Origin of the sequence: Streptomyces sp. NBC_01485 (assembly GCF_036227125.1) — a bacterium.
In the GTDB taxonomy this organism is placed as follows: Bacteria; Actinomycetota; Actinomycetes; order Streptomycetales; family Streptomycetaceae; genus Streptomyces.
Window position 1 is genome coordinate 7,359,868 of record NZ_CP109435.1, and the last position, 25,188, is coordinate 7,385,055.

The 25,188-nt window shown below is 71.9% G+C and carries 10 protein-coding genes and 1 pseudogene; 7 read left to right on the forward strand and 4 right to left on the reverse strand.

Features of this window, described 5'->3' with window-relative positions:
* Positions 1–126: 126 nt before the first annotated feature.
* Positions 127–324 carry a ferredoxin gene (locus tag OG352_RS33230; RefSeq protein WP_329222034.1) on the reverse strand — a complete coding sequence of 66 codons (198 nt, stop codon included), beginning with the start codon at positions 322–324 and terminating at the stop codon, positions 127–129.
* A 322-nt stretch (positions 325–646) separates the two neighbouring features.
* Between OG352_RS33230 and OG352_RS33235 the strand changes: the two genes are divergently transcribed.
* The 4 genes from OG352_RS33235 (at position 647) to OG352_RS33250 (ending at position 5,676) form a co-directional block, all read left to right on the forward strand.
* Positions 647–1,894 carry a cytochrome P450 gene (locus tag OG352_RS33235; protein WP_329222036.1) on the forward strand — a complete coding sequence of 416 codons (1,248 nt, stop codon included), beginning with the start codon at positions 647–649 and terminating at the stop codon, positions 1,892–1,894.
* A 43-nt stretch (positions 1,895–1,937) separates the two neighbouring features.
* Positions 1,938–2,750 carry a hypothetical protein gene (locus OG352_RS33240; RefSeq protein WP_329222037.1) on the forward strand — a complete coding sequence of 271 codons (813 nt, stop codon included), beginning with the start codon at positions 1,938–1,940 and terminating at the stop codon, positions 2,748–2,750.
* A gap of 617 nt (positions 2,751–3,367) precedes the next feature.
* Positions 3,368–4,132 carry an ABC transporter ATP-binding protein gene (locus OG352_RS33245; RefSeq protein ID WP_329222038.1) on the forward strand — a complete coding sequence of 255 codons (765 nt, stop codon included), beginning with the start codon at positions 3,368–3,370 and terminating at the stop codon, positions 4,130–4,132.
* Positions 4,117–5,676: a hypothetical protein gene (locus OG352_RS33250; RefSeq protein ID WP_329222040.1), complete on the forward strand. Its 1,560-nt coding sequence runs from the start codon at positions 4,117–4,119 to the stop codon at positions 5,674–5,676. The genes OG352_RS33245 and OG352_RS33250 overlap by 16 nt, the downstream gene beginning before the upstream one ends.
* A gap of 194 nt (positions 5,677–5,870) precedes the next feature.
* Here OG352_RS33250 and OG352_RS33255 read toward each other — a convergent pair whose 3' ends face one another.
* Both OG352_RS33255 and OG352_RS33260 read right to left on the reverse strand, forming a co-directional pair.
* Positions 5,871–7,427, reverse strand: coding sequence for a methyltransferase (locus OG352_RS33255; RefSeq protein WP_329222041.1), 1,557 nt, complete (start codon positions 7,425–7,427; stop codon positions 5,871–5,873).
* 107 nt (positions 7,428–7,534) lie between these two features.
* Positions 7,535–8,332, reverse strand: a complete 798-nt coding sequence (locus OG352_RS33260) for a hypothetical protein (RefSeq protein WP_329222042.1) — start codon at positions 8,330–8,332, stop codon at positions 7,535–7,537.
* Between the two features lie 537 nt (positions 8,333–8,869).
* Between OG352_RS33260 and OG352_RS33265 the strand changes: the two genes are divergently transcribed.
* Entirely contained in the window at positions 8,870–9,688 is an 819-nt protein-coding gene (locus OG352_RS33265) for an ABC transporter ATP-binding protein (protein WP_329222043.1), read from the forward strand.
* A complete protein-coding gene (locus OG352_RS33270) occupies positions 9,673–11,232 on the forward strand; it encodes a hypothetical protein (RefSeq protein ID WP_329222040.1) in 1,560 nt (519 codons plus the stop codon). The genes OG352_RS33265 and OG352_RS33270 overlap by 16 nt, the downstream gene beginning before the upstream one ends.
* 93 nt (positions 11,233–11,325) lie before the next feature.
* Here the strand turns inward: OG352_RS33270 and OG352_RS33275 are convergent, their stop codons facing one another.
* Complete coding sequence (locus tag OG352_RS33275) at positions 11,326–12,861, reverse strand: FAD-binding oxidoreductase (RefSeq protein WP_329222044.1); 1,536 nt, start codon at positions 12,859–12,861, stop codon at positions 11,326–11,328.
* A 708-nt stretch (positions 12,862–13,569) separates the two neighbouring features.
* Between OG352_RS33275 and OG352_RS33280 the strand changes: the two are divergent.
* A pseudogene (locus tag OG352_RS33280) lies at positions 13,570–25,047 on the forward strand (type I polyketide synthase); the annotation flags it as partial.
* Between the last annotated feature and the right edge of the window lie 141 nt (positions 25,048–25,188).

A 25,188-nucleotide genomic window follows, 5' to 3' on the forward strand; every position in this document is an offset into this window, starting at 1 on the left:
AGGCTGTCCGGCCGAGTGACAAGGCTGTGGGCCTGCCCCCGTCAGCAGGGGCAGGCCCACAGAACTCCGTGACGCCCAGCCGGCGTTCGACGTCCGATATCTGGTATCCGACGTCCGGCTGGACGGTCAGCCGTCCGTGCGCTCGATGGCCTGCGACGGGCAGCGCTCGATGGCCGTGTCCACGTCCTCCTCCAGCGCGGGCCCGGGCCTGTCCTGGAGCACTTCGGCGATCCCGTCCTCCAGACGCTGCTCGAAGACATCGGGCGCGAACAGCGCGCACTGACCGGAGCCGACACATCTGTCCTGGTCGAGCACGACTTTCATCAATGACCTCCTGCAGCCGTTGGATCGTGGAGCGCGGGTCCCCTCCCGGATCCTTCCACCGGCCCGGCGCCGCGCCGGGGCCCGCCGGGCGGATGTGCGGACGGCACCGGCAGCAGCGGTGGGCCTAGGGGGCTGACTAGGGGTTCACCCGTCGCTCGGCGCGCGGTTAGGTTTCCCGGCGGGGACGACCGTCCTCCATCCGGTGCCGTGACGGCCCGTCCTCTCGGCGGCCTCCGGCCGGCCGAACGCGTAGGCACTTTCCGTGGCCTCCGACCAACCGTGAACCGCGCACCGGCGAATCCGCCTGGGCGAAGGAGACTTGATGGCGATCTCGGCGGATCAGGAACAAGAGCAGGCGGAACTCGCCGTTTTCATCTGGCGGATGAGCATGCTCGGTGATCCCTACGCCCAAATACTGCTGCGCCAGGTCAACCCGTACCGCTTCTTCGAGAAGGCACGTGAACTGGGGCCGATCCACCGCAGCAAGGTCGGACCGTGGGTGACGCCCGACTACCAGGTGGCGCGCGGCATTCTGCGCGACACCCGGTTCGGCACCCGTGACACACGGGGCGAGCGGACCATCGCGCAGTTCACCTCGGTGGACGACTCGTTCCTCAAGCTCGACCCGCCGGACCACACCCGGCTGCGCCGCCTGGTGACGCCGTACTTCGGCGCCCGGCGCTTCAACGCCGACCGGCCGAGGATCGCGCGGAAGTGCCACGACCTGCTGGACGCGGCCCTCGAACGGGCCGGTGAGACCGGCGAGTTCGATGTGGTGACGGACTACGCGCGGCCCCTGATGAGCGAGCTGGTCTGCGACGTGTTCGGCGTGCAGGGCGATTTCCGGGAGCGGTTCACCCTGTGCAGCGCGCGTACCGGCCGGGTCTTCGAGGGCTACTCCTCGCCGGAGCAGTACCAGGAGCTGGAGGAGGCCGTCGCCGACCTCCAGGCGCTGCTGTGGGAGCTGGTCGAGATCCGGGCGCGGCAACCGGGGCCCGACGTGGTCAGCGGGCTGCTGCGGGCGCAGCAGGACGACGGCCTCACGATGGAGGAGGTGGTCGGGGTGTGCGGGCTGCTGTCCATCGCGGGCACCGAGTCCACCTCCCACCTGATCGGCAACGCCGTGCTGGCGCTGCTGGAGAACCGCGAGCAGTGGGACCTGCTGCGCGCCGACCCGGAGCTGACGCCCCGGGCGGTGGAGGAGACACTGCGCTACGACCCGCCGAACCACCTCATCAGCCGGGTGGCACGCGAGGACGTCGTCCTGGCCGGACAGCGGATCGCGGCCGACGACACGGTCGTCATCATGACCGGGGGCGCCAACCGCGACCCCCAGGTCTACCCGGAGCCCCAGCGCTTCGACATGCTGCGGGAGGACCCGGCCGAGCCGCTGACGTTCTCGGCAGGCGTCCACTTCTGCCTGGGCGCCGCCCTGGCCCGTACCGCCGCCGACACGGCTCTGCGAGTGCTGGCCGAGCGGCTGCCGGAGCTGCGCCAGGCGGGTCCGGTCAGCCGCCGCAGGTCGTCCTCGGTACGCGGCCTGGAACACCTGCCGGTCGCGGTCCGCTGACCGGCCACCCCCCAGCCGAGCCACGCAACTTACGGAGAGAACCATGAATGACGCATCCCTGATCTGGGACGTGTTGAAGGACGGCAACAGCGACGGCAACAGCGACGGTGTCGGTCTCGTGCTGGCCGTCGACTACGCCGTCAACGGCCGCCACGAGGCCGGCTTCCGGGAGCTGGCGCCGCTGGTGGGCGGTGGGCACGCCATCTGGGAGACGCTCGCGCCGCCGGTCGGCGAGGAGGTCGGGATGACCGCCGACCAGTACCTGAAGCGCTGGCTGGACGCGGTGGAGGCGAGCGGCCGTCACGTCAGCGCGGTGCTGGGCTACTGCGGCAGCGGCAACCTGGCGGGCGCCATCTCCGAGGGGATCGGGGCGCGGCAGGGGCAGCCGCCGAAGCTGATGCTGTTCGACCCCAGCCCGGTCACCCCCTGGACCATCCTGAACTTCGCCTTCTTCAAGGTGCTGGACGGGATGTCCGGCTCGCTGTCGCAGGAGGAGCTGATGCAGGCCCAGCGGGCGGGCCTGGACGCTGTGCGCACCCACGAGGACCTGGAGGACTTCCGGCCCGTGATCGTGGACATCTACCGGCGCACCGGGGACATCGCCTTCACGCGCAGCGGTCTGAAGGCGCCGATGCGGGAGGAACTGGTCACGTGGTTCGCGGCCTACGTCTCCTTCCTGATCGCCTCCGGTGACTTCGCGGGCCGCTTCGACAGCGGCCAGGCCACCGTGATCTGCTCGTCGGCCTTCGAGGCCACGATCACGGCGACCAAGCAGGAGATCCGGTTCGACGTGGACCACGCGGACCTGCTGCGCAGCGCGGAGGTGGCCAAGGCGGTCACCGACCTCCTGGCATGACCGACCCCGACCCCTTCCCGGCGCTGTGCCGCGCGGCCGTCGTCCGGCCGCGCGGCACAGCGTTCGCCGTCGACCCGTCACGCCGACGATTCCGCCCGGTCCTCGACGTCGAGGACCGGGCGGAACGCGTCGCGCGGCACCAGGCCGGCGCCGGGAGACATATCGCGACTGTCGTGGGTGTCTGGCGCCCGCCGGCAGCGACATACCGATCATCGGGTTCGCCGCCTTGAGGCTGGACGGCAGGCGCAGCCACGCGGGTCGGGCCGGGCTCTCCCCCCACCCTACGCACCGCCCCGCACGGCTCCGTACCCCTATCGAACCCCAGTTGGCCTGCGACGCCACCCCGATCGCGAGCTCTTCGCGAATAGAGGCAGAGTGTGGTCGCACGACGGACGGACGCGATATATCGTGTCCCGGTGTCGACGCCCGACGGGCCCTTGCCGCCCCCGCTGTCCGACACCGGCCCACGCTGGTGCCCTCGCTCCGCCGTGCGCCACGTGCGCTGCCGCCCGCCCCTCCGACGGGCGGTGCCCCTCCCCCACGAGAAAGTCTGGAGACAACCCATGCGACATGCCTCACCAGGGGTCCGGAACTCCTCCGACGACCAACCTGGCGCCATGGACGACGACCAGCCCGCGATGCAACTGACCGGTCTTTTCAAGCAGTTCGGTGATCATGTTGCGGTGGATCACATTGATCTGACGGTTCCGCGTGGTTCGTTCTTCGGTTTGGTGGGTCCGAACGGTGCGGGGAAGACGACGTCGTTGTCGATGGCTGTCGGGTTGTTGCGTCCTGATGGTGGGACGGTGCGGATTTTCGGTCACGATGTGTGGAGTGATCCGGTCGCGGCGAAGTCGTTGATCGGTGTGCTTCCTGACGGTATGGCGTTGCCGGACCGGTTGACGGGGCGTGAGGTGCTGACGTATCTGGGGTTGTTGCGTGGTATGTCGCGTGAGACGGTCGCGGCGCGTGTCCAGGAGTTGCTGGAGGTGCTGGAGCTGGATTCGGCGGAGTCGACGATGGTGGTGGACTACTCGACGGGTATGCGGAAGAAGATCACTCTGGCCACGGCGTTGTTGCATGGTCCGCGGCTGTTGATTCTGGACGAGCCGTTCGAGGCGGTGGATCCGGTGTCGGCGGCGACGATCCGGACGATTCTGCAGCGGTTCGTGGCGGGTGGTGGTTCGGTGATCTTCTCGAGTCATGTGATGGCTGTGGTGGAGCGGTTGTGTGATCACGTCGCGGTGATCGCGAAGGGGAGGGTGGAGGCGGCTGGTTCGGTGGACGAGGTGCGGGGCGGGCGGTCTCTGGATGAGGCGTTCGTGCATATCGTCGGGGCTCACACCGGTGGTGGGGAGGGGCTGTCGTGGTTGGCGTCCTGATCGAGATGAAGCGGGCGATCGCCCGTTCGAAGGTTCGTGGCAGGTTGAAGTGGGGGATGCTGGGGCTGGCGGTGTTCGCGGCTGCTCTGGCGTTCAGCACGATGGTGACGGGGTTCGTGCATTACGAGCATTCCGGCGCGGGGGCGGACGTGCTGGCCATTCTGAGTCTGGGCTGGTTGATCGGCTGGGTTTCGGGTCCGGTGCTGACGGGTGATGACAGCACGTTGCGGCTGGACTATTTCAAGCTTCTTCCGGTGCCGGTGGGCAAGCTCGCGTATGCGACGCTGGCTGCCGCGTTCGTCGACGGTTCGCTGTTGTTCAGTGCGATCGCTTTCGGCGGGCTGGTCGCCTATGGTGCGCAGTTCGGTGTGGCGGCGGCGCTGGTGGGTGTGGTCGCGGTGCTGCTGATGCTGGTGCTTGCGGTGGTCTCGTCGGTGGTCGCGGTGGGGATCTTCGGTCCGGTCATCTCTTCGCGGCGTGGTCGGGACTTCGGCTCGCTGCTGGCCGCGATGGTGATCACGTTGTTGTCGCTGGCGTCGTCGCTGGTGCCGGTGGTGGCGTCGAAGCTGACGAGCGGTGACGCACCGCTTCTGTCGGCGGTGGTGCGGATCCTGCCGTCGGGGTGGGGTGCGGTGGCCGTGGACTCGGCCCGTACTTCGCACTGGGGCATGGTCGCCCTGGCCTTGGGCGGACTCGCGGCGCTCAGCGCCGTCCAGGTGGCGGTCTGGCCGGCGTTGCTCCAGCGCCGGCTGACCATGCCCCCGGGCGGTCACAGCAAGGCCAAGGCGTCCAAGCGGGTGCATGGTTCCCATGCGGGTGGGCGTGAGCCGGTTCTGCCGGGTACTCCGCTGGGCGGGGTGGTGGGCAAGGAGCTGCGGCTCTACTCGCGGGCGATGCTGCGTACTTTGTCGTTTCTGCTCGCGTTGGTGGTGGGGGTGCTGGCGTGTCTGATTCCGGCGTTCACGGGCAGCATGGTGATGCTGCCGTTCGCGGGTCTGCTGTTCACGGTGATCGCCGGTGCCACGTGCACCAACCTGTATGGGGATGAGGGTTCGGCGTTGTGGCTGGTCCTGGTGACGCCGGGGGTGGAGCGGGTGGATGTGCGGGGGCGGCAGTATGCGTGGCTGCTGATCGTGGCGCCGATCGGGCTTCTGCTCACGCTGGGGCTGACTGCTGTGAGCGGGCAGGCGTGGGCGTGGCCGTGGGTGCTGGGCGGTGAGCCGGCGATGATCGGTGGGGCGGCGGGGCTGGTGGTGTGGGCGTCGGTGATGACGATGTTCCCGCTCGACGCGAACGGCGGCCCGACTCCGGCACGGCAGTTGAAGATCAACCTGCTGGTGCTGGTCACGGCGCTGACGACCGCGCCGCCGCTGGCTTTGCTGATCGTCGGTGCCGTCACCGGCAGTGCCGCCCTGACCTGGGCGGCCGTCCCGGTCGGTGTGCTGAGCGGTGTCCTGCTGGCCTGGTCCCTGGGCCGTGCCTCCTACCGCAGGCTCCAGAAGCGTGGTCCCGAACTGTTCTCGAAGGTCGTCAAGCCCGCGTGAGCGCGTGACCCATCGGCGATGACGGCACGGAGGCGCCGCCCGATCACGGGCGGCGCCTCCACAACGTCGTATGCGACCCCGGGCCCTACGGAATCAGACGTCGGCAGGCTCGATGGTGTACGTACAGGAGCTCCACGACGCGGCAGAGCCCGTCCGGTACGCACGTACCGGACGGGCTCTGCCGCGTCGCGTGACTACTCCCCGGAGTCCAGTTGGGCGATGAAAGCGTCCGGGAGTGACTCGGGCGGCATCGTGGCCGCGAGGTCCGAGCGGAGCGCGGTCACGAACGCGGTGGCGGCCACTGACCGGCTCGGGTCGTTGGCGTACCGCGACAGGTCGCCGGTCAGCGGCCCGGCGGGGCGGTAGGCGGCCACCGGACCCACCGGACCGTCAGGGCCGCCGGGCAGCAGCAGGACGTCGAGGAGGTCCGGGGCGCCGCTCGCCGCCCACGTCAGCACCGCGATACGGCCCAGGCGGTCGGCCAGCGCGTGGAACTCCTCCGGATCGGGGGCCTCGGGATCAGGGGCGTCCAGCGCCGCCGGCTTCCGGGCCAGTTCGGCGGCGATCCGCTCCCGACCGGCCAGCGCCTCCAGCAGCCGGGCCGCCTCGGTCTCGTGCCTCAGCCGGACGTTCGGCACCCCGGTCACCCGGACCGGGCGGCCGGGCTCGGCGGCCAGCGCGGTCTCCAGCGCCGAGAGGTCCGCCACGTGATCGCCCCAGGCCAGCTCGACCGTGTCGGCGCCGACCGCCGGCTCACCGGTGAGCGGCGCGCGGTGGAGCACCGCGTCGTAGCGGTGGCGGCTCAGTTCGTTGTGGTGGACGGCCCGCTTGATCCGGAGGTCGAGCGTGCCGCCGCCCGGGAAACTGTCCAGTACGGCCGCGAACAGGTCCGGATCGACGGCCAGTTCACGTTCGGTGTACGTGCTCAGCTCCACCGCGGCCCGCGCCTGCACCGGATCGGCCGGCAGCTCGGGTGCCAGCACCGCGGTGCGGAACGCCGGCAGCGTACGCAGGTTGCGCACGTCCCCGATGAAGACGGCGCCGCCAGGGCGGGCCATGCCGAGGGCGGCGGTCACCATGTCGGCGAGGTAGCCGGCGTTGGGGAAGTACTGCACGACCGAGTTGCAGACCACCACGTCGTAGTGGGACGTCGGCAGGCCGGACAGCTCGTCGGCCCGGCCCACCAGCAGTTCGACCCGGTCCCCCCACTCGACCTCGGCCAGTTTGTTCCTGAGTCTGTCGATCGCGGTGGGGGAGAAGTCGGTGGCCGTGTAACTCTCCACGTGCGGCGCGATGTTGGCCATCAGCAGTCCGGTGCCGACGCCGATCTCCAGGACCCGGCGCGGGCGCAGCGACAGGACGCGACGCACGGTCGCGTCCCGCCACTCACGCATCTGCTCCCGCTCGATCGGCTTGCCGTCGTAGCTGCTGTGCCAGCCGACGAAGTCGTCGCCCAGGCCGCCGGCCTCCGGCATCTCGCCGTACACCCACTCGTAGATCGCCTTCCAGTCGCGAACCCGCTTGACCTCGGCTTCCGGCGTGCGCCTGTCGGCCAGCGGACCGTCCGGGACGACGTGGGCGACCAGCCGGTCCGCCGCGCTGACCCCGGACGGGGAGCGGCGCACCTCCAGCCGTGCCGCGGCCACCTGCGGGTGGGCCTCGATGAGTCGCCGCGCCTCGTCGATCCGGACCGCGCGGCCCCGGATCTCGATCGCCGCCGACGGGTCGAGTTCCGAGAATGGTGTCGACATGAGCACTCCTGGCCTACACGGATCGGTCGGAGACCGGTGTTGGTGAGTCGGTGAGGTGGTGAGGTGGGGAGGTGGGGAGGTGGGGAGGTGGGGAGCCGACTGGCGGGTCAGCGGAGAAGGTCCGCGACCGCCTTGGCGACGTCGGGGTGGCCGAGGAGTTCGGCGTGGTCGACCTCGAAGCGCAGCTCGCGGTCGGGGCGGACGTCCAGGTTGCCGGGCAGGTCGCAGGAGCGGACCACGCTCACGTCGGGCAGGCCCGTGGTGACCGGCATCCGGCCCGCCGCCACGACGTAGTGCAGGTAGCTGCGGAACCAGCCGACCAACTCCTCCACCCGGTCGGCCTTCAGGCCCAGCCGTTCGAAGGCGGCGGCGCCGAACCGCCGGTAGATGCGTATGAACTCCTCGGTGAGGGCGGCCAGTTCGGATTCGGCCGCCACCGCCTGCTCGCCCTCCCGGTACGCGTCGGCCACGCCGTCGGCGCCCAGCACCCCGGAGAGCGCGTCGATCACCGGCCGGAACCCGTAGCGCAGCACCGTCTCGCCGTTGATGGCCGTCGGGTCGAACAGCACGACGGACGGCGTACGTTGCCAGCCGCCGACCCGCTCGGCCAGCGCCAGGGCGAAGACCGACGACGCGCAGTAGCCGAAGACGTGCGAGACGGAGACGTCCTGGGCGCGCAACTCGCCGGTCCAGCGCAGAAGATAGTCCTCGGCCGACATCCCGGACTCCTCGCCCGGTGGCGGGGCCAGGCTCTCCCAGACGGCGTGTCCGGTCCCCAGGCCACGGGCCAGTGCGGCGAACGCCGCCTCCGGGCGGCCGGTGGCGGTGAAGTCCACCGCGAGGACGACCGGCCGGCCGGCGCGCCGATCGTCTTCCGTCACCCGCCAGGATCCGAGTTCGGACATCGTCTGTGCTCCCTGGTCGGACGTGGACGGCCCGGGATGCCACAGCGCCCGAGCCCGCCAACACGCTAGGCACGCCGACGACGCCGGCACACCCTTATCCACCCCCCTACCGCCCGTCCCTCGACCGCTTCTTCCCGCCGCCGAACCCGATTTCACCCCTGCGCGTCCCGATCTCGCGCCCAACCCCTACCGGACCCCAGCCGGCCCGCACGGCGACCCCTTTCAGGGGGTCCGGGACGGTCGTCTGCCAGGGGCAGGCAATGGATTCGTGCGCACTCGGCAAGGATGCCCGGGCGCGGCTTCCGCCAGTGCGGACGGCGGTGGTACGAGTGGGAGCGATGACGCTCCGATGGTCGCTCGTCCTCACCCGTGAGGTGATCGCGATATCCCGTGTTCAGGTGTCGATGTCCGGCGGCAAGCACTCGCGCCAGCCGCCCGGCACTCGTCCACGCCGTCGACCACGCCGCGTCGCAGTCCGCTGCCCCCACTGCGGCGGCCCGCGAATCCCCCCACGACATCGTCTGGAGAAACAGATACATGCCGCAAGCTTCCCGAGAAGGCCGCGACTCCTCCAGCCTCGCCACGGCCGCCGTGGTCGACACCCAGTCCGCGATGCAACTGACCGGTCTTTTCAAGCAGTTCGGTGATCATGTTGCGGTGGATCACATTGATCTGACGGTTCCGCGTGGTTCGTTCTTCGGTTTGGTGGGTCCGAACGGTGCGGGGAAGACGACGTCGTTGTCGATGGCTGTCGGGTTGTTGCGTCCTGATGGTGGGACGGTGCGGATTTTCGGTCACGATGTGTGGAGTGATCCGGTCGCGGCGAAGTCGTTGATCGGTGTGCTTCCTGACGGTATGGCGTTGCCGGACCGGTTGACGGGGCGTGAGGTGCTGACGTATCTGGGGTTGTTGCGTGGTATGTCGCGTGAGACGGTCGCGGCGCGTGTCCAGGAGTTGCTGGAGGTGCTGGAGCTGGATTCGGCGGAGTCGACGATGGTGGTGGACTACTCGACGGGTATGCGGAAGAAGGTCACTCTGGCCACGGCGTTGTTGCATGGTCCTCGGCTGTTGATTCTGGACGAGCCGTTCGAGGCGGTGGATCCGGTGTCGGCGGCGACGATCCGTACGATTCTGCAGCGGTTCGTGGCGGGTGGTGGTTCGGTGATCTTCTCGAGTCATGTGATGGCTGTGGTGGAGCGGTTGTGTGATCACGTCGCGGTGATCGCGAAGGGGAGGGTGGAGGCGGCTGGTTCGGTGGACGAGGTGCGGGGCGGGCGGTCTCTGGATGAGGCGTTCGTGCATATCGTCGGGGCTCACACCGGTGGTGGGGAGGGGCTGTCGTGGTTGGCGTCCTGATCGAGATGAAGCGGGCGATCGCCCGTTCGAAGGTTCGTGGCAGGTTGAAGTGGGGGATGCTGGGGCTGGCGGTGTTCGCGGCTGCTCTGGCGTTCAGCACGATGGTGACGGGGTTCGTGCATTACGAGCATTCCGGCGCGGGGGCGGACGTGCTGGCCATTCTGAGTCTGGGCTGGTTGATCGGCTGGGTTTCGGGTCCGGTGCTGACGGGTGATGACAGCACGTTGCGGCTGGACTATTTCAAGCTTCTTCCGGTGCCGGTGGGCAAGCTCGCGTATGCGACGCTGGCTGCCGCGTTCGTCGACGGTTCGCTGTTGTTCAGTGCGATCGCTTTCGGCGGGCTGGTCGCCTATGGTGCGCAGTTCGGTGTGGCGGCGGCGCTGGTGGGTGTGGTCGCGGTGCTGCTGATGCTGGTGCTTGCGGTGGTCTCGTCGGTGGTCGCGGTGGGGATCTTCGGTCCGGTCATCTCTTCGCGGCGTGGTCGGGACTTCGGTTCGCTGCTGGCCGCGATGGTGATCACGTTGTTGTCGCTGGCGTCGTCGCTGGTGCCGGTGGTGGCGTCGAAGCTGACGAGCGGTGATGCGCCGCTTCTGTCGGCGGTGGTGCGGATCCTGCCGTCGGGGTGGGGTGCGGTGGCTGTGGACTCGGCCCGTACTTCGCACTGGGGCATGGTCGCCCTGGCCTTGGGCGGACTCGCGGCGCTCAGCGCCGTCCAGGTGGCCGTGTGGCCGGCGTTGCTTCAGCGCCGGCTGACCATGCCGCCGGGCGGTCACAGCAAGGCGAAGGCGTCCAAGCGGGTGCATGGTTCCCATGCGGGTGGGCGTGAGCCGGTTCTGCCGGGTACTCCGCTGGGCGGGGTGGTGGGCAAGGAGCTGCGGCTCTACTCGCGGGCGATGCTGCGTACTTTGTCGTTTCTGCTCGCGTTGGTGGTGGGGGTGCTGGCGTGTCTGATTCCGGCGTTCACGGGCAGCATGGTGATGCTGCCGTTCGCGGGTCTGCTGTTCACGGTGATCGCCGGTGCCACGTGCACCAACCTGTATGGGGATGAGGGTTCGGCGTTGTGGCTGGTCCTGGTGACGCCGGGGGTGGAGCGGGTGGATGTGCGGGGGCGGCAGTATGCGTGGCTGCTGATCGTGGCGCCGATCGGGCTTCTGCTCACGCTGGGGCTGACTGCTGTGAGCGGGCAGGCGTGGGCGTGGCCGTGGGTGCTGGGCGGTGAGCCGGCGATGATCGGTGGGGCGGCGGGGCTGGTGGTGTGGGCGTCGGTGATGACGATGTTCCCGCTCGACGCGAACGGCGGCCCGACTCCGGCACGGCAGTTGAAGATCAACCTGCTGGTGCTGGTCACGGCGCTGACGACCGCGCCGCCGCTGGCTTTGCTGATCGTCGGTGCCGTCACCGGCAGTGCCGCCCTGACCTGGGCGGCCGTCCCGGTCGGTGTGCTGAGCGGTGTCCTGCTGGCCTGGTCCCTGGGCCGTGCCTCCTACCGCAGGCTCCAGAAGCGTGGTCCCGAACTGTTCTCGAAGGTCGTCAAGCCCGCGTGAGCGCGTGACCCATCGGCGATGACGGCACGGAGGCGCCGCCCGATCACGGGCGGCGCCTCCACAACGTCGTATGCGACCCCGGGCCCTACGGAATCAGACGTCGGCAGGCTCGATGGACAGGGCGTGGGTGAACACGCCGCGCGGATCCCACCGGGCCTTGATCCGGCGCAGGCGCGGGTAGTTGTCCTTGTAGTAGAACGTGTGCCACGGCACGCCGGAGGAGTTCCAACGGGGATCCAGCAGATCGGTGTCCGGGTTGTTGATGTACGTACCGTCCATGACGTCGTCCGGGACCGGCACCCCGCCGGTCGCCTTGTGCACCTCGCCGTACCACGCGCGGATCCAGGCCAGGTGCTTGTCGTCGTCGGCGGGGTTCGTCCAGCTCGTGGAGTACACCAGCTTCAGGATCGAGGACCGCTGGGGGATCGCCGTCGCGTCCGGCGGCACCGTGTTGGCCTTGCCGCCGCAGCCGACGAGCATCAGTGAGCCGCTGGGATTGTCGTAGTCGTCGCTGGTCAGCCAGCGGTAGCAGGTGGACAGTTGCTCGTCCGAGTAGCAGGTCCGCATGTCGGCCGCCTTGATCTTCGAACGCTGCGTCTCCAGACCGGCGCTGGTGTACAGCACGCTCCACAGCGACGCCCGGAACCAGGGCATGGCGTGGTGCTCCTGGAGCATCACCTGCGGCGTCTCCATGCCCTCGGCCAGCGCTTCCAGGTACTCCGCGAGCACCTGCTCGGCACCGGGCTCGGTGGCGTCCATCTGGATGTTCACCACCACACCGCCCGCCGACTTGTGCGTCAGCAGCATGCCGCTGTACAGGGCCAGGCCCGGTGAGCCGGGGCCGCTGTTGCGCTCGTACCAGCCGACGTGGTTCTTGATCAGCCGGACGAAGTCCGCCTCGCTCAGGGTCGCCCACGGCCATGCCACGTACCGCAGGTGCACCGAGTGCGGCGGGCGGGGGAGCAGTTCGCGCGGGTCGTCACCGAGGGCGTCGGGGGAGCGCAGCCAGTAGCGGGTCACCACGCCGAAGTTGCCGCCGCCACCACCGGTGTGCGCCCACCACAGATCGCGGTTCGGGTCATCCGGCGCGTTGCTGGCGACCACCGCGCGGGCGGTGCCGTCGGCGTCGACCACCACCACCTCCACCGCGCACAAGTAGTCGACCACATAGCCCAGCCGACGCGACAGCGGCCCGTACGCGCCGCCCACCACATGCCCGCCGACGCCCACCGACGGACAGGAGCCGCCCGGTACGGTCACCCCCCACCGCTTGAACAGCGTCCGGTACAACTCGCCCAACTGCACGCCGGGTTCGACCATGAACGCCCGGCGCTCGGCGTCGAACCCGATCCCCCGCATCGCCGACATGTCGATCAGCGCCCCGACCTCGGGGCTGTCCACCAACTGCTCCTGGCAGTGCCCGCCGCTGCGCACCGCGATCCGCGCGCCCGCGTCCACGCCCGCCTGAACGGCGCTCACGGTTTCCTCGGTGCAGTTGACCATGTATACGTAATCGGGCCGGCCGATGAAACGCTGATTACAGCCCCGGGTGAGATCCGTGTAACGGAAGTCGTCCTTTCCGACCCGGATCCGTTCGGTCACCGTTCCTGATTGTGCGGTCGATTCCATGAGAGCCTCTCATCGTCCCGCTGGGATGGCGGCGCCAACAATTCCCATGCGGCCGCGGGCAGTCAATCACGCACCGCCGGACTGGACGGCCGGCGGCGCCATCGCACCCGCGCCACCGGCTGACAAGGCGGACCGGTCAGGTATCCGTGGGGCATCAGGGGGTCGGATAGGGGTGCTACCGGCACCGGGCCGCTGCCTAGGGTGAGCCAGGACCAGCGGCAGGACTGCGGCGTCTATGGCCGTATTGCGGCAGGGAGAGGGGCCGGAGCAGATAAAGATGACGCGCGATCCGGCACTCACCCGTCAAGGCGGCTATTTCCCGAAGCGGTCGAAGCAGCCGAACCGGTCGAAGCAGCCGAACCGGCCGGACCGGCCGGACCGTTGGCCTGCTCAGGAAAGCAAGTCCGCCGCCGGATATCACTCGCGCCCGCGCGATATTCCGCGCGGTAAAACAAGAATTCCACTGCTTTCCATATGCCCCGGCCGCCGTCGGTGCCGTGGCGGCGGAGCGCCGCTCCGGCGTGCGCTCCGCGTGCCGGGCCCGTTCGACACCATCGCCGCCCTGCCGTCCCACTGTCCCGCCGCCCGACTGTCCCGCCGCCCGACTGTCCCGCCGCCCCACTGTCCTGGCGTCCCGCCGACTCCTGACCGCGAGCGTCCACTACGGAGTTCACGATGACCACGTCAACCGAGCAGATCCTCGAAGCGCTGCGGGCCTCCCTGAAGGAGACCGAGCGCCTGCGCCGCAGCAACCGGGCGCTGACCGAGGCGGCGCACGAGCCGATCGCCATCGTCGGGATGGCCTGCCGGCTGCCCGGCGGGGTGCGCAGCCCGGAGGACCTGTGGCGGCTGGTCGACGACGGCGCCGACGCGGTCGGCGGGCTGCCCACCGACCGTGGCTGGGACATCGAGGCGCTGTACGACCCGGACCCCGACAAGCCGGGGACCTTCTACGTGGACCAGGGCGGCTTCATCGACGACGTCGCAGACTTCGACGCGCCGTTCTTCGGGATCTCGCCGCGTGAGGCGCTGGCGATGGATCCCCAGCAGCGGCTGCTGCTTGAGACCTCGTGGGAGGCGTTCGAACGGGCCGGGATCGACCCGCACTCGCTGAGCGGCAGCAAGTCCGGCGTGTTCATCGGCGCCGCCTTCCAGGGGTACGGCGGCGGCGGGCACCAGCCGCTGCCGGAGGGCGTCGAGGGCTACCTGCTCACCGGCAACATCACCAGCGTCGCCTCCGGCCGCATCGCGTACACGCTGGGCCTTCAGGGACCGGCGATCACGGTGGAGACCGCCTGCTCCTCCTCCTCCGTCGCGCTGCACATCGCGTGCCAGAGCCTGCGGCAGGGCGAGTGCACCCTCGCGGTGGCGGGCGGCGCATCGGTGCTGACCACCCCTTGGTCGTTCGTGGAGTTCAGCCGCCAGGGCGGTCTGGCGGTGGACGGCCGGTGCAAGGCGTTCTCCAGCGACGCCGACGGCATCGGCTGGGCGGACGGCGTCGGCGTGCTGCTCCTGGAACGGCTGTCGGACGCCCAACGGCTCGGCCACCGCGTGCTGGCCGTCATCCGGGGCACCGCCATCAACCAGGACGGCGCCAGCAACGGCCTGGCCGCCCCCAGCGGTCCCGCCCAGCAGCGCGTCATCCGCGAGGCCCTGGCCGACGCCGGGCTGACCGCCGCCGACGTCGACGCCGTCGAGGCGCACGGTACGGGCACCACACTCGGCGACCCCATCGAGGCGCAGGCCCTGCTGGCCACCTACGGTCAACAGCGCGCCGCCGAGGAGCCGTTGTGGCTCGGCTCGCTCAAGTCCAACATCGGCCACTGCCAGACCGCGTCCGGCGTGGCCGGTGTGATCAAGTCCGTCATGGCCCTGGAACACGGTGTGCTGCCCAGGACGCTGCATGTGGCGGAGCCCTCGCCGCACGTCGACTGGTCGGACGGCGCCGTACGGCTGCTGACCGAGGCCCGGGCATGGCCGAGCACCGGCCGGGCGCGCCGCATCGGGGTGTCCTCCTTCGGCGTCAGCGGCACGAACGTCCACCTGATCCTGGAACAGGCCCCCGACCTGCCCGCTTCCGACCCGGAACCGACCCCGGAGCCCGGACCGGGCACCGCCGCCGTCCGGCCGCGGCCGTTCGGCGCGGCCGAAGCGGCGCCATGGGTGCTCTCGGGCCGCGGGGCCGCCGCGCTGGCCGGCCAGGCGGCGCAACTGGCGGAGTTCGTCGAACCCGCAGTACATGGAGTGCAGGGAGTACAGGGAGAAGCCGCAGAACCCTCAGAAGCCCCAGAACCCTCAGAAGCCGCAGAACCCGCAGTCCACGGCACCGTCGCGATCGGGCGGGCGCTGGCCGGCCGGTCGGCATTCGCGGACCGCGCGGTGATCTTCGGCGAGAGCCTGGCCGAACGGGTCGCAACGCTGCGGGAGATCGAGTCCGGCACGGCCGACTCGCCACGGGTGGTGACCGGCAGCGCGGGCGCCGATGCCGGTGTGGTGTTCGTGTTCCCGGGGCAGGGGGCGCAGTGGGTGGGGATGGGCCGTGAACTGCTGGCCGTGTCACCGGTGTTCGCGGCGTCGATCGCGGAGTGCGAGGCGGCGCTGTCGCCGTGGGTCGACTGGTCGCTGACCGGTGTGCTCGCCGGTGACGGAGCTGAGTTGGCGCGGGTTGATGTGGTGCAGCCGGTGTTGTGGGCTGTGATGGTGTCGTTGGCTGCGGTGTGGCGGTCGGTGGGTGTGGTGCCGGTTGCGGTGGTGGGTCATTCGCAGGGTGAGATCGCGGCGGCGTGTGTGGCGGGTGCGTTGTCGTTGGAGGACGCCGCCCGGGTTGTCGTGTTGCGGTCGCGCGCGATCACGCGGCTTGCGGGCACTGGCGGGATGGTGTCCGTCTTCGCCTCTGCCGAGGAGGTGGAGCCGCTGCTGCCGGACGGTGTCGGGATCGCGGCGGTCAATGGGCCGGGGTCCGTCGTGGTGTCGGGGCCCGTGGACGAGCTGGACGCGTTCGTGGAGCGGTGCGCGGCGGAGGGGGTTCAGGCGAAGCGGGTCGCGGTGGACTACGCCTCGCACTCGGTGATGGTCGAGGCGCTGGAAGCGGAGATCACCGAGTCGTTGAAGGGCGTCACGTCGCAGGCGCCTGCCGTGCCGATGCTGTCGACGTACACGGGCGAGTGGGTCAAGTCCGGTGAGCTGGACGGCGGTTACTGGTACGGGAACCTGCGACACCGCGTGCGCCTGGCCGACGCGGTGGGCGAGTTGGCCGCCGCCGGGCACCGGCTGTTCGTGGAGGTCAGCCCGCACCCCGTGCTGACGACAGCCGTCCAGGACACGCTGGACCAGAAGTCGAGCGGGGACGGTGTCGCGCTGGGCACCCTGCGTCGCGACCAGGGCGGAGCCGAGCGGTTTCTGCGCTCGGTCGCCGAGGCGTTCACCCAGGGAGCCCAGGTCGACTGGGCGGCGCTGTACGGCGGCATCGAGGTGCCGCGCGTGGAGTTGCCGACGTACGCCTTCCAGCGGCAGCGCTACTGGCTGGAGAACCCGGACACCGGGTTCGCCGATGCCGCGGGGCTGGGCCTGACGACGGTCGAACACCCGCTGCTGGCCGCCGCGGTGAGCCTGGCCGACGATGACGGACTGGTACTCACCGGCCGCCTGTCGACCCGCGCCCATCCGTGGCTGGCCGACCATGCGGTGGCCGGCGCCGTACTGCTGCCGGGCACCGCGTTCGTGGAACTCGCCCTGCACGCTGGCGATATGACGAACTGTCATCTGCTGGACGAACTCACCCTGCACACGCCCCTGGTGATCCCCGACCGTGCGGCGGTGCGCGTCCAGGTGCGGGTCGCCGCCCCCGACCCCGCCACCGGGCGGCGCGCCCTGACCGTACACGCGCGTCCCGAAGCCGCGGGCGGCGAGCGAGTGGAGCAGGATCCGCAGGGCGATTGGACGCTGCACGCCACCGGTGTGCTGGCCGTGGCCGCCCGCCCGGTCGACGGGGCGGGCGACAGGTCGGGCGACGGTTCGGGGCAGGAGCAGTGGCCGCCGGCCGGGGCGACGGCGCTCGACGTCAGTGACCTCTACCCCCGGCTGGCCGAGGCGGGATACGGCTACGGCCCGGCCTTTCAAGGGCTGCGGGCCGCCTGGCGTACCGCCGACGCCGTGTACGCCGAGGCGGCTCTGCCCGACGGCCACAGTGAGCAGGCGGCGCGCTACGGCCTGCATCCCGCGCTGCTGGACGCGGCGCTGCACGCGGCCGGGTTCGCCGGATTCCTCGAAGACGACGCGAAAGCCGATGCGAACGGCGATGCGAACGGCAACGCCGTCAGGGCCATCGGGGCCACCGGCCCCCGGCTGCCGTTCGCCTGGACCGGTGTGACGCTGTCCGCCGTGGGCGCGCGGGCGCTGCGCATCAGGCTCGCGCGCAGCGGCGAGGACACCCTGACCGTCACCCTCACCGACCCGGCGGGCGGCCCCGTCGCCACCGTGGACGCGCTTGTGCTGCGGCCGGTCGACACGGCGCGACTGTCGACCGGCGCCGCCGAGGACCTGTACCGGGTGGCCTGGACCCCGACGCGGCTGCCCGACGCCGCGTCCACCGCCGGCTGGGCGGTCCTCGGCGCCGACGGCCTGGGCCTCGCGACGGCGCTGGACCTGCCGCGGCGCCCCGACCGGGACGCACTGGCCGCCTCCGGTCCGGTCCCGTCCGTGGTGCTCACCGGCTGGCCCACCCCCGACGGCCCCGCCCCGCAGGCGGTCCGCACCGCTTTGGAGCGGGCCCTGCGCGACGTACAGGACTGGCTGGCCGACGACCGCTTCGCCGAGAGCCGTCTCGTCGTCGTCACCCGCGACGGCTGCCCGGCCGACGACTGGCAGGACACCGACCCGGTGGCGTCCGCGCTGACCGGTCTGCTGCGCACCGCGCAGTCCGAGAACCCCGGCCGGCTGGTCCTGGTCGACACCGACGGACACCCCGCCTCCTGGCAGGCGCTCCCCGCGCTGGTCGCGACCGGCGAACCCCAGGCCGCGCTGCGCCTCGGCGAGGCCCGCGCCCCGCGCCTGTCCCGGGCCGCCGCCGACGCCCCGCTGCCGGTGCCCGCGGACGCCCCGGCCTGGCGGCTGGCCGTGACGACCCCCGGCACGCTGGACCACCTGGCCGCGGTGCCCTGGCCGCCCGCCGCCGCGCCGCTCGCCGAGGGCGAGATACGGATCGCGGTACGCGCCTGCGGCGTCAACTTCCGCGACGTCCTGATCACCCTCGGCATGTACCCCGACCAGGCGCTGCTCGGCAGCGAGGGCGCGGGACGGGTCGTCGAGGTCGGCCCCGGCGTCACCGACCTGGCCGTGGGCGACCGGGTCGCGGGCATGCTCACCGGCGGGTTCGGGCCCCTCGCGGTCACCGACCGGCTCAAGGTCGCCCGCATTCCCGACGGCTGGTCCTGGGAGCAGGCCGCCTCGGTACCGGTGGCCTTCCTGACCGCCTGGTACGCCCTGGTCGACCTGGCCGCGCTGCGCACCGGCGAGGCCGTCCTCGTACACGCGGCGGCGGGCGGCGTCGGCATGGCCGCCGTACAGATCGCCCGGCACCTGGGGGCCGAGGTGTACGCGACCGCGAGCCCCGGCAAGTGGGACGCGCTGCGTGAACTCGGCCTGGACGACGACCACATCGCGTCTTCCCGCGACACCGGCTTCGCCGAGAAGTTCCCCGGCGTGGACGTCGTCCTCAACTCCCTGGCCGGGGAGTTCACGGACGCCTCGCTGCGACTGCTGTCTCCCGGCGGCCGGTTCATCGACATGGGCAAGACCGACGTACGCGACCCGGAGCGGGTCGCCGCCGACCACCACGGGGTGCGCTACCGCGCGTTCCAGACCGGAGAGAGCGGCGACCAGCGGCTGCGCGAGATGCTGGAGGAGGTCTTCGGCCTCATCGAGAGCGGCGCGCTGCGCCCGCTGCCGCGCCGCTGCTGGGAGCTGCGCCGGGCGCCGGACGCGTTCCGGCACATCCAGCAGGCCCGGCACATCGGCAAGGTCGTGCTGACCGTGCCGCCCGCCCTCGACCCGGACGGCACGGTCCTGGTCACCGGCGCCACCGGCACCCTGGGCGCGCTGGTCGCCCGGCACCTGGTCGCCGAGCACGGCGTACGGCGCCTGCTGCTCGCCAGCCGCTCCGGGCCGCAGGCCCCGGGCGCCGGCGAACTGCTGGCCGACCTCGCCGCGGCCGGGGCCGAAGCCACGCTGTCGGCCTGCGACACCGCCGACCGCGACGAACTGCGCGCCCTGCTGGACGGCATCCCCGCCGACCACCCCCTCACCGCGGTCGTCCACACCGCCGGCGCCCTGGACGACGGGGTGCTGTCCGCCCTCACACCCGAGCGCTTCGACGCCGTACTGCGGCCGAAGGCCGACGCGGCCTGGCACCTGCACGAGCTGACGGCCCATCAGGACCTCGCCGCCTTCGTGCTGTTCTCCTCGGCGGCCGGAGTGTTCGGCAACGCCGGACAGGGCAACTACGCCGCCGCCAACGCCTTCACCGACGCGCTCGCCCAGCACCGGCGCTCGCTGGGGCTGCCCGCGATCTCCCTGGCCTGGGGCCTGTGGGAGCAGCGCAGCGGCCTCACCGGGCACCTCGACGCCACCGACGTCGGCCGTATGTCCCGCACCGGCGTCACGGCGCTGGACTCCGCGCGCGGCCTGGCGCTGTTCGACGCGGCGCTGACCGCCGGGCACACCCTGCTGGCGCCGATCCGCCTGGACCAGGCCACCCTGCGGCGCCAGGCCGGATCCGGGGCGCTGCCCGCCCTGTTGACCGGCCTGGTCCGCACCGCCCCGGCCCGTCGCACCGCCGCGAGCACCGCAGCCCCGGCCGGCGCGGGCGACGAGCTCACCCGGCGGCTGACCGCCGCCGCGCCCGCCGAGCGCGACCGGATCCTGGCCGATCTGGTACGCGGCCACGCCGGCACCGTCCTCGGCTACGAGTCCGCGACCGCCGTCGACCCCGGCCGCGCCTTCCGCGACCTGGGCTTCGACTCGCTGACGGCGGTCGAGTTGCGGAATCGTCTGAACGCGGCGACCGGACTGCGGCTGCCCGCGACCCTGGTCTTCGACCACCCCACGCCGGACCGGCTCGTCGCCCACCTGCGCGACACGCTGCTCGGCGGCGCCGGTACCTCCGACGCCTCGGCCGCCCCACTCGCCGGTGGCGCCGGCGTCGGTGCCGGTGCCGGTGACGCCGACGAGCCGCTGGCCATCATCGCCATGAGCTGCCGGTTCCCCGGCGGAATCGGTTCGCCGGAGGAGCTGTGGCGGCTGCTGGGCGACGGCGGCGACGCCATCGGCGGGCTGCCCGGCGACCGCGGCTGGGACCTGGCCGGGCTCTACCACCCCGACCCCGACCACCCCGGCACCTCCTACACCCGGCACGGCGGATTCCTCCAGGGCGCCGGGGACTTCGACGCCTCGCTGTTCGGGATCTCGCCGCGTGAGGCGCTGGCGATGGACCCGCAGCAGCGGCTGCTCCTGGAGACCTCCTGGGAGGCCTTCGAGCGCGCCGGGATCGACCCGGCCACCCTGCGCGGCACCCGCACCGCCGTCTACGTCGGCGCAGGGCCCTCCAGCTACGGCGGCAACCTGCACGACGCGCCCGACGGCATGGAGGGCCACCTGCTGACCGGCAACGCCAGCAGCATCGTCTCCGGCCGACTCGCCTACACCTTCGGGCTGGAGGGCCCGGCGGTGACGGTCGACACGGCGTGCTCGTCGTCGCTGGTCGCGCTGCATCTGGCCATGCGGGCGCTGCGGTCCGGCGAGGCGTCGATGGCGCTCGCGGCCGGCGCCGCCGTCATGTCCACACCGGGCGGGCTCATCGCCTTCAGCCGTCAGCGCGGCCTGTCCGCCGACGGACGGTGCCGGGCGTTCTCCGCCGACGCGGACGGCATGGGCATGTCCGAAGGCGTGGGGATGCTGCTGGTGGAGCGGCTGTCCGACGCGCGGCGGCTCGGGCATCCGGTGCTCGCCGTGGTCCGTGGCTCGGCCGTCAACCAGGACGGCGCGTCCAACGGCCTGACCGCGCCCAACGGCCCCTCCCAGCAGCGCGTCATCCGTGACGCCCTCGCCGACGCCCGGCTGTCCGCGCACCAGGTCGACGTGGTCGAGGCCCATGGCACCGGCACCCGGCTGGGCGACCCCATCGAGGCGCAGGCCCTCCTCGCCACCTACGGCGACCGGCGGCCGGGGCAGGCTCCCGCGCTGGTCGGCTCCGTGAAGTCCAACCTCGGGCACACCCAGGCGGCGGCGGGCGTCGCGGGCGTCATCAAGATGGTGCTGGCCATGCGTTCCGGCGTCGTCCCGCGCACCCTGCACGTCGCCGAGCCCAGCACCCACGTGGACTGGAGCGCGGGCGCGCTGGCACTCGCCACCGAGGAGACACCCTGGCCGGACACCGATGAGCCGCGCCGGGCGGCGGTCTCGTCGTTCGGCGTCAGCGGCACCAACGCCCACGTGATCATCGAGCAGGCCCCGGACCCGGCCCCGACCCTGGCCCCGGCGTTGATCGAGGCAGAGACAGAAGCAGGGGCAGGGGCGGGGGCGGGGGTGGCTGGCGCGCCGCCGTTGCCGTGGGTCGTCTCGGCGGCCGACGCGTCCGGCCTGCGCGCTGTGGCCGCCCGGCTGCTGGAACGGCTGGGCGACTCCGCCGAGCCGGACGCGTGGGACGTCGGCTTCTCCCTGGCCACGACCCGTACGCCGCTGGACAGCCGGGCCGCACTGGTCGGCGACAGCACCGACGAACTCCTGGCGGCACTGGCCGCGTTGGCCGAGGGCCGTGAGGCCCCAGGTGTGGTAACCGGCTCGGCGACATCCGGGGCGCTCGCCTTCCTGTTCTCCGGGCAGGGGAGTCAACGGGTCGGCGCGGGGCGGGAGTTGTACGCGGCGTATCCCGTGTTCGCGGATGCGCTGGACGCGGTGTGCGCCAGGTTCGACGGGCTGCTGGACCGCCCGTTGCGCGAGGTGCTGTTCGAGGGCGGGGAGCTGATCGATCGCACGGAGTTCGCCCAGCCCGCGCTGTTCGCGGTGGAGGTGGCGCTGTTCCGGCTCCTGGAATCGTGGGGTGTGACGCCGGACTTCGTGGCCGGGCATTCGATCGGTGAACTGACGGCGGCGTACACGGCGGGCATCTGGTCCCTGGACGACGCCTGCTCACTGGTGGCGGCACGGGGCCGACTGATGGGTGAACTGCCCTCGGACGGTGCGATGTTGGCGGTGGAGGCGACCGAGGAGGACGTGTTCGCCGAGCTGGACGAGCGGGTGGCCATCGCGGCGGTGAACGGCCCGACGTCGGTCGTGGTGTCCGGTGATGCCGTAGCCGTCGGTGAGTTGGAGTCGCGTTGGCGTGAACAGGACCTGCGTGTCAAGCGACTGACGGTCAGTCATGCATTCCACTCTCCGCTGATGGACCCGATGCTGGCGGAGTTCCGCCGCGTGGCCGAGGGGCTGACGTACGGCACCCCGCGCATTCCGGTCGTCTCCAACCTGACCGGCGAGACGGCCACGGCAGAGGAGTTGTGCTCGCCGGAGTACTGGGTCCGGCACGTCCGCGAGGCCGTCCGCTTCGCCGACGGCGTGCGGTCGCTGTACGGCCACGGCGTGCGTACCTTCGTGGAGCTCGGCCCCGACAGCGTGCTGGCCGCCATGACCCGGCAGACCCTGCCCGACGACGAAGACGTACGCGCCGTGCCCGTCCTGCGGGGCGGGCGACCGGAGACGCGCGAACTGCGCACGGCTCTCGGGCAGTTGTACGTACAGGGCATCGCACCCGACTGGGCGGCGCTCCACGACGGCAGCGGCGCGGTCCGGCTGGATCTGCCGACGTACGCGTTCCAGCGCGCGCACTACTGGCTGCTGCCCACGCCGCCCAGGCCCGGCCACGGAACGGCGGCCGCGAGCGGCGAGGCGGGCGTGGCGGGGGAGGCGGGGCAGGCGTTCTGGGAGGCCGTGGAGCGTGAGGATCTGGCGGCGCTGAGCGGTGTGCTCGGGGTTGACGGGGACCAGCCGCTGTCCGAGGTGCTGCCCGCGCTGAGCGGCTGGCGCCGGGAGCGGCGGCAGCAAGCGGTTTTGGACGGCTGGCGGTACGCGGTGGTGTGGCGGCCTGCGGAGCGGACGGCGGGACGGCCCGATGCCCGATCGGCGGCCGGTGTGTGGGTGCTGGTCACGGCGGCCGGCGATCCGCTCGGCGGCCCCGTGGAGGCGGCCCTGCGCGGCGCCGGTGCGGCCGATGTGGTCACGGTGCCCTGCGCACAGGGCATCGACTCGGGCCGGGAGGCGCTGGCCAAGCGGCTGCGTACCGTCTTCGACGAGCTGCCGCCCGATGAGCAGCCGGCCGGTGTGATCGCGCTGCCCGGCGCGCTGGAGGAGCCGCTCGCCGCAACCCTGGCGCTGGTGCAGGCACTCGGCGACACCGGCGCGGAGGTGCCGATGTGGCTGCTGACCCGCCAGGCGGTGCACATCGGTCCGGGCGACGCCCCCGGCACGCCCGAACAGGCCCGGATCTGGGGTCTGGTCCGGGCGGCCGCACTGGAACACCCCGGCCGCATCGGCGGTCTGATCGACCTGCCCGCCGACCTCGACTCCGCCGGCGGCTGGCGGGAATCTCTCGCCGACGCCCTGTCGGGCCTCTCGGATCGTTCGGATCGTTCGGGCTTCTCGGGCGCCGAGGACCAGGTCGCCGTCCGCGACAGCGGATTGTGGCTGCGCCGGGTGGTCCGCCGTCCCGCCACGGCCGTGGCGGGCACGGGCGGCTGGCGGCCCGCCGGGACCGTGCTGGTCACCGGCGGTACCGGCGGTGTCGCCGGGCATGTCGCGCGCTGGCTGGCGCGCGCCGGCGCCGAGCATCTGGTGCTGGTCAGCCGCAGCGGCGGCGAAGCGCCCGGTGCCGTCGAACTGCGGGACGAACTGGTCGCGTCGGGCACCCGGGTGACGCTGGCGTCCTGCGACGTCGCCGACCGGGCGGCACTGGCCGAACTGATCTCACGGGTCGAGACCGACGGCGGGAGCGAGAGGGACGGGGAGACCGGTGGCGGGAGCGGTGCCGGCAGCAGCGGCGAGCGGATCACCGCCGTCGTGCACGCGGCCGGGGTCGGCGCCACGGAGCTGTTCGACCTGACCACCGCCGAGGATCTGGCCGCCGTCGGCGCCGTGAAGGTCCTCGGGGCCCGGAACCTGGAGGAACTGCTCGGCGACCGGCTGGAGGCGTTCGTCGTCTTCTCGTCGATCTCGGCCATCTGGGGCAGCGGCGGCCTCGCCGCGTACGGCGCGGCCAACGCCTACCTGGACGCCTTCGCCGAGAACCGCCGGCTCGCCGGGCGCCCCGCCACCTCGGTGGCCTGGGGGCTGTGGGACGGGCCCGGCATGGGCGTGGGCGCCGCCGACCGCCTCGTACGGCAGGGCCTGCGGCCCATGAGCCCCGAGCTGGGCGTCGCCGCGCTCGCCCAGGCACTTGAGCGCGACGAGACGACCCTGACCGTGGCAGACGTCGACTGGCCGGCGTTCCTGCCCCTGTTCACCGCGATGCGCGCCCGCCCGCTGCTGTCAGACCTGCCCGAGGCACTGCACGGCACCTCCGCCCCCGGTGCCGAACCGGAGGCGGACGGCGACCCGGCCGAAGCGCCCGGCGCCCGGCTGCGCGAACGGCTCGCCGCCCAGACCGCGTCCGAGCGGCGGGCGGGCCTGATCGCCCTCGTGCGCGACCACGCGGCGGCCGCCCTCGGCCATGCGGACGCCGAAGCGGTCAAACCCGGCCGCGCCTTCAAGGACATGGGCTTCGACTCGCTGACGGCCGTCGAACTGCGCAACCGGCTGGTCCGCGAGAGCGGGTTGCCGCTGACCCCGACCCTGGTCTTCGACCACCCCAGTCCCACCGCACTCGCCGACCACCTGCTCGTGGAGCTGGCGGACGGCGAGCAGGACCCCTGGCGTGCCACTCTCGCCGATCTGGACCGTCTGGAGGCGTCAGTGGCGTCGGCCGCGATACCCACCCCGGAGGCACGTGCCTCGCTCGGCAACCGGCTGCGCACCCTGGTCGCCCAACTGGACAGCGCCGGGGCGGCCGGCCCGTCCACCGCCGGACCCGCCGACGACGAGGTCGGCGAGGCGACCGCGGAGGAACTGCTCGCGCTCCTCGAGGACGAGTTCGGCGCGAACTGACAGCACGAGCCGACGGCGGCAGCCCCCCGGACGGCGGCGACCGCCTTGACGACCTCCGGCCTTGACGATCTCCGGCCTTGACGACCTCCGGCCCTGACGGCTTCCAGCCCTGACGACCTCCAGTCCCGAGCCAGCACTCCC